The sequence below is a fragment of the uncultured Zoogloea sp. genome (genome assembly GCF_937894855.1).
In the GTDB taxonomy this organism is placed as follows: domain Bacteria; phylum Pseudomonadota; class Gammaproteobacteria; order Burkholderiales; family Rhodocyclaceae; genus Zoogloea; species Zoogloea oryzae.
The window spans coordinates 1-6,022 of sequence record NZ_CALAYQ010000046.1; the positions used below are offsets into that span (position 1 = coordinate 1).

Consider the following 6,022-nt stretch of genomic DNA (forward strand, 5'->3'; position numbering starts at 1 on the left):
CCACCTTGTAGGCCGCGCCGAAGAAATCGGCCAGCGCCGACACATACACCAGCGAGGTGTCCTGGAACAGCACGATGGCCTGGGTGAGCAGCAGCGGCACCATGTTGCGGAAGGCCTGGGGCAGCACCACCAGGCGCATCGCCTGGGCGTAGGTCATGCCCAGCGCCGAGGCCGCCGACACCTGGCCCTTGGGCACGCTCTGGATGCCGGCGCGGATGATCTCGGAGTAGTAGGCCGACTCGAACAGCGCAAAACCCACCATCGCCGAGGTGAGCCGCACGTCGGTGTTGGGGTCGAGGTTCAGGAAACCCTTGAGCAGCTGCGGCACGATCAGGAAGAACCACAGCAGCACCATCACCAGCGGGATCGCCCGGAACAGGTTGACGTAGCCGGCGGCGAACCACGCCAGCGGCTTGATGGTGCCGAGCCGCATCAGCGCCAGCAGGGTGCCCCACACGATGCCGACGATCACCGCGGTGACGGTGATCTCCAGCGACACCTTCATGCCCTCCCACAGGAAGGGCAGGGCGCCGGGGATGGAGGACCAGTCGAATTCGTAGTTCATCGCATGTGCCTCCTCATTTTCCACCGATATAGCCGGGCACGCGGGTCCGCGCCTCGACCACTCGCATCAGGCTCATCACCACCACGTTGATGAGGAGGTAGAGCACCGTGACAGCGATGAAGGATTCGTAGGGCTGGGCGGTGTAATCCACCAGCTGGCGGCCCTGGGCGGCGAGCTCGAGCAGGCCGATGGTGGAGCACACCGCGGAGTTCTTGAAGATGTTGAGGAACTCGGAGGTGAGCGGCGGCACGATCAGCCGGAAGGCCATCGGCAGCAGCACGTGGCGGTAGGTCTGGCCGAGGGTGAAGCCCAGCGCGAGCCCGGCGTTCTTCTGGCCGCGGGGCAGGGCGTCGATGCCCGAGCGCACCTGCTCGCACACCCGCGCGCTGGTGAAGAAGGCCAGGCACACCATCGCCGCCACAAACTGCTGGGTGACGGGATTGAGCTTCTGCTTGAAGGCATCGCCCAGCCCGAAGGGCAGCAGCTCGGGCAGCACGAAATACCAGATGAAGAGCTGCACCAGCAGCGGGATGTTGCGGAAGACCTCCACGTAAGCGCCGGCGAACCGGGACAGACCCTTGTGGGGCACGGTGCGCAGCACCCCCATCAGGCTGCCCAGCAACAGGGCGATCACCCACGCCGAGAGGGACAGGGCCACGGTGGTCTGCAGCCCGGCGAGCATCCACCCCAGATAGGTGGTCTCACCGGTCGGCACCGGGCTCGAGAAGATGCTCCAGTTCCAGTTGTAGCTCATGGCTTGGTGGGAAGTGGGAGGTGGAAAGTGGGTAATGGGGAGTGGGCGGTGGGAGGTCGGGAAGGGGGCTCTGCCCTACTCCCTACTTCCCATCACCCTCTACCCATTTCCCTTTACTCGAACGGCTTGTCGTTGGGCGTCTTGTAGAGCTTGAGCATGGCGTCGGAGAGCGGGAAGTTGAGGTTCAGGCCCTTGGGCGGGATGGGCTGGGTGAACCACTTCTTGTAGATGGCTTCGGCTTCGCCGGAGGTCATGGCCTTGGCCAGCGCGGTGTCGACCACTTTCTTGAAGCCCGGATCATCCTTGCGCATCATGCAGCCGTAGGCTTCGAAGCTCTGGGGCGTACCGACCACGGCCCAGTCGCCGGGCTTCTTGGCCTTGGCAAGCTCGCCGTAGAGCAGGGCGTCGTCCATCATGAAGGCGACGGCGCGGCCGGTCTCCAGCGTGAGGAAGGCTTCGCCGTGATCCTTGGCGGAGATGATGTTCATGCCGAGCTTCTTGTCCTCGTTCATCTTGCGGATGAGGCGCTCGGAAGTGGTGCCGGCGGTGGTCACCACGTTCTTGCCGGCGAGATCCGGGAAGTCCTTCACGCCGGAATCCTTCTTGGTCATCAGGCGCGTGCCGATGATGAAGATGGTGTTGGAGAAGGCCACCTGGCGGGCGCGTTCGGTGTTGTTGGTGGTCGAGCCGCACTCGATGTCGATGGTGCCGTTCTGGACGAGGGGGATGCGGTTCTGGGAGGTGACCGGCGTGAGCTTGGTCTGGATGCTGGCGAGCTTGAGTTCGGTCTTCACGGCGTCGACCACCTTCAGCATCAGCTCCTGGCTGTAGCCCACCACCTGCTGCTTGTCGTCGTAGTACGAGAAGGGGATCGAGGATTCCCGGTGGCCGAGGGCGATGGTGCCGGTTTCCTTGATTTTCTTGAGGGTCGGCGACTCCTGGGCCAGCACCGGTTGGGCCAGCAGGACTGCGGTGGTGACGAGGGCGAATTTGGACAGACAGGACATGGGCAGTTCCTCCGGTTCGGGATCGAGGGTTCGACAGGCTCGTTCGCACCGATTGTGCCCCAGCCGGCGCCCGCTGTGGGCGTCAATTGCAGGCGGGGCGCGGCATTCAGTGGGCGACGAAGCGGGCCACGGGCACGCCGTTGGCGAGCAGGTCGAGCCGGTCGGCGGCCTGGATGCGGTGGGTCGCCCGGGAAAGCGCCTGGAGGAAGGCCGATTCGACCGCCATCTCCGGGCAGGCCATGCGGGTGGTGGCCAGGGGCAGGATGCTGAGGCCGGTGCCGCCCCAGCTGCGGTATTCGCCGCTCATCCGGTTGCAGCCGGTGGTGCCGGTGACCCGGCGCCGCTCGGCGTCGAACTGGATCGATGGGGTGCGCGGGCCGTCGGGCAGCGTGACGCTGCTGCCGGGCAGGCTCTCCAAGATCCAGCGCGTGGTGGGCAGGTCGGCCGTGTTGGGGCAGCCCGGGCCGGGCAGGGCGCGGTCGAAGCGATCGACGATCAGCATCTCGACGCGGCCGCCGTCGGGGCCGGGGCGGGTTTCGAGGTGGCCGGCGAGGCTCACCGCCAGCGGGGCGGCGGGCTGGTTGCGATGGACGGCGTAGGCCCGCTCCAGCGCCAGATTGGCGCCTTCCTGGGCGACCGGCAGCCGGCGGCCGTCACTGCAGCGGGCGAACAGGCCGGCATCGGCGAAGTAGACGAAGATGCCGGTCTGCACGCCCGCCGGCGTCGCGGGCTTGTCGGGGGCCGCCAGCGCGGGGGCGCTGGCGACGAGGCTGGCAAGCAGGGCGGCGAGGAGAGTGGGGCGCATGGCGGGCTCCGGAAGCGGCAAAGCCCCGATTATGCCGCCGTCACCCGTGCGTGGATCGCCTTGAGGTCGGCTTCTTCGAGGGTCTCGCGGGCCAGCAGATCGCGGGCGGTGTCTTCGAGGATGGCCTTGCGCTCGGTGAGGATGGCCACGCTGCGCTCGAAGGCCCGGGCCACGATCTCGCGCACCGCGCAGTCGATCTCCCGGGCGGTCTCCTCGGAGTAGCTGCGCTCCTGGGGCGGGTTGGCGTTCTGGCCGAGGAAGTTGCTCTTCTCGGTGTCGTAGGCCACGTTGCCGAGCCCGGCGTGCATGCCGAAGCGCATCACGATGGAGCGGGCGATGCTGGTGACCTTCTGCAGGTCGTCGGAGGCGCCGGTGGAGACTTCGCCGAAGACGATCTGCTCGGCGGCGCGGCCGCCCAGCAGCACGGCCATCTTGTTCTCCAGCTCGGCGCGGGTCATCAGGAAGCGATCCTCGGTGGGGCGCTGGATGGTGTAGCCGAGGGCGCCCACGCCCCGCGGGATGATGCTGATCTTGTGCACCGGGTCGGTGCCCGGCAGGCCCATCGCCACCAGCGCGTGGCCCATCTCGTGGTAGGCGACGACGGTGCGCTCGTGTTCGTTGAGCACACGGTTCTTCTTCTCGAGGCCGGCGACGATGCGTTCGACCGCCACGGTGAAGTCTTCCACCGTCACGCCGGTGCCGTTGCGCCGGGTAGCCACCAGCGCGGCCTCGTTGCACAGGTTGGCGAGGTCGGCGCCGGAGAAGCCCGGGGTGAGGGCGGCGACCTTCTCGGCGTCCACATCCGGCGACAGGGTGATCTTCTTCATGTGCACCGCGAGGATGGCGATGCGGCCCTTCTTGTCGGGGCGATCCACCAGCACCTGACGGTCGAAGCGGCCGGCGCGCAGCAGCGCCGGGTCGAGCACTTCGGGGCGGTTGGTGGCGGCCAGCAGCACGAGGCCGGAGGACGAGTCGAAACCGTCAAGCTCGACCAGCAGCTGGTTGAGGGTCTGCTCCTTCTCGTCGTGGCCGCCCATCGCGAAGGCGCCGCGGGCGCGGCCCATGGCGTCGAGCTCGTCGATGAAGATGATCGCAGGGGCCTTGGCGCGGGCCTGCTCGAAGAGGTCGCGCACGCGGGCGGCGCCCACGCCGACGAACATCTCGACGAACTCGGAGCCGGAGATCGAGAAGAAGGGCACGCCAGCCTCGCCGGCCACGGCCTTGGCGAGCAGCGTCTTGCCGGTGCCCGGCGGGCCGACCAGCAGCACGCCCTTGGGCACGCGGCCGCCCAGCCGGCCGTAGGATTTCGGGTCCTTCAGGAAGCCGACGACCTCCTTCAGCTCGTCCTTGGCCTCATCCACGCCGGCCACGTCGTCGAAGGTGACACCGGTGTTGGCTTCCACATAGACCTTGGCCTTGCTCTTGCCGAGGTTCATGAAGCCGCCACCGCCCATGCCCTGCTTGTCGGCGAACTTGCGCATCGCGAACATCCAGATGCCCACGAAGATCACCGCCGGCAGCACCCAGCCGATCACGTCCTTCAGCAGGGTGTTTTCCACCACGCCGGTGAACTTCACGTCGTACTGGGCGAGATCCTTGGCCAGCGCCGGGTCGACCCGGGTGGTCACGAACTTCTGGCGGCCGTCCTGCAGCGGGGTCTTGAGGCTGCCCTGGATGGTGTTGTCGGCGATGCTGATCTCGGTGACTTCGCCGGCCTTCACCAGCCGCTGGAACTCGCTGTAGGGCAGGGGTTCGACGGTGCGCACCTGCACCCACAGGTCGTGCAGGGTGAACACGGCAAACAGGGCGAACACGAAGTACCAGAGGCTGAACTGGGTTTTCTTTTCCATGGCAGGGCCGGATGAGACAGGTTTTGATTAGATGAGGCCGGTTCGGCCGGGTTCAAGGCGCATTGCCGGCCAATGGGGCGTCAAAAAGGAAAAAGGCACCGCGAGGGTGCCTTTTTCTGGGGCCCGAGGGCTGCGATCAGCGGTTGTTGCTGCCGTTGCCACCGCCGCGGGGGCTGGTGAACAGGGCGGGCGGCTTCACCTCGCCGGGCTTGCGGCCGGTGAGGGTGACCGGCGAGCGACGGGCTTCGTCCAGCGCCGCGGGGGTGCCGCGGTTGGGGTTGCCGCCGTTGCCCTTGCCGCCAAAGCCGTTGCCGTGGCGGTGACCGCCCATGTTGGCTTCGGGGTCGCGGTAGTTGTTGCGGGCGCGGGGCTGGTAGTCGACGCGGTTGCCGAAATCGTCATCCACCTGCGAGCCGTCGGCCTTGCGAGCGGGACGCGGGGCCTGCTGGTTGCCGCGGCCTTCACCCTGAGCCTGGGCAGGGCGGGCGCGCGGGCTCTGACCCTGGGGCTTGGCGCCCTGGCGGGGCTGGCCGTCGCCCTGCTTCGGGCCACGGGCCTGGCCCTGGCCTTGAGCCTGGGCTTGTCCCGGAGTCTTGGGCTTGGCCTGTCCTTGCCCCTGACGCGGGCCTTCGCCATGCTTGGCGCCCTGGCCTTGCGGCTGGCCCTGGCGGTCGCGGTTGCTGCCGCGCTTGCCCTGGCCCTGACGGGGGCCCTGGGGTTCGCGGGGCGGGCGCTCGTCGGATTCGGCCGGTGCGGCGGAGGGCACGAAGTCGGGCACCTCGACCTTGTCGATCAGGCGCTTCATGAGGCGCTCGATGTCCTTCAGGAGCGGCAGCTCGTCGCGATCGACCAGCGACACCGCGGCGCCGCTGGAGCCGGCGCGGCCGGTGCGGCCGATGCGGTGGACGTAGTCTTCGGGCACGTTGGGCAGCTCGAAGTTGACCACCTGGGGCAGCTGGTCGATGTCGAGGCCGCGGGCGGCGATATCGGTGGCGACCAGCACCTGCAGCTTGGCGTCCTTGAAGTCGGCCAGCGCGCGGG

The 6,022-nt window shown here is 67.9% G+C and carries 6 protein-coding genes; all 6 read right to left on the minus strand.

The genetic code is table 11. The annotated features are described in order from the left end of the window. The coding region (locus Q0672_RS06000; protein ID WP_298620734.1) for an ABC transporter permease subunit at window positions 1-565 on the minus strand (565 nt) is incomplete at its 3' end. Between the two features lie 13 nt (window positions 566-578). Beyond that, on the minus strand, window positions 579-1,319 hold the full coding sequence (locus tag Q0672_RS06005; protein ID WP_153163198.1) for an amino acid ABC transporter permease: 741 nt from the start codon (window positions 1,317-1,319) through the stop codon (window positions 579-581). 113 nt (window positions 1,320-1,432) lie between these two features. Then, window positions 1,433-2,326 (minus strand): glutamate/aspartate ABC transporter substrate-binding protein, encoded by an 894-nt coding sequence (locus Q0672_RS06010; RefSeq protein WP_298620736.1) that lies wholly within the window; start codon window positions 2,324-2,326, stop codon window positions 1,433-1,435. A gap of 106 nt (window positions 2,327-2,432) precedes the next feature. Then, window positions 2,433-3,131: an META domain-containing protein gene (locus tag Q0672_RS06015; RefSeq protein WP_298620738.1), complete on the minus strand. Its 699-nt coding sequence runs from the start codon at window positions 3,129-3,131 to the stop codon at window positions 2,433-2,435. Between the two features lie 29 nt (window positions 3,132-3,160). Then, window positions 3,161-4,981, minus strand: a complete 1,821-nt coding sequence (gene ftsH / locus Q0672_RS06020) for an ATP-dependent zinc metalloprotease FtsH (RefSeq protein WP_298620740.1) — start codon at window positions 4,979-4,981, stop codon at window positions 3,161-3,163. Window positions 4,982-5,117: 136 nt separating this feature from the next. Continuing rightward, window positions 5,118-6,022: helicase-related protein (locus Q0672_RS06025; protein ID WP_298620742.1), on the minus strand; the 905-nt coding region annotated here is incomplete at its 5' end.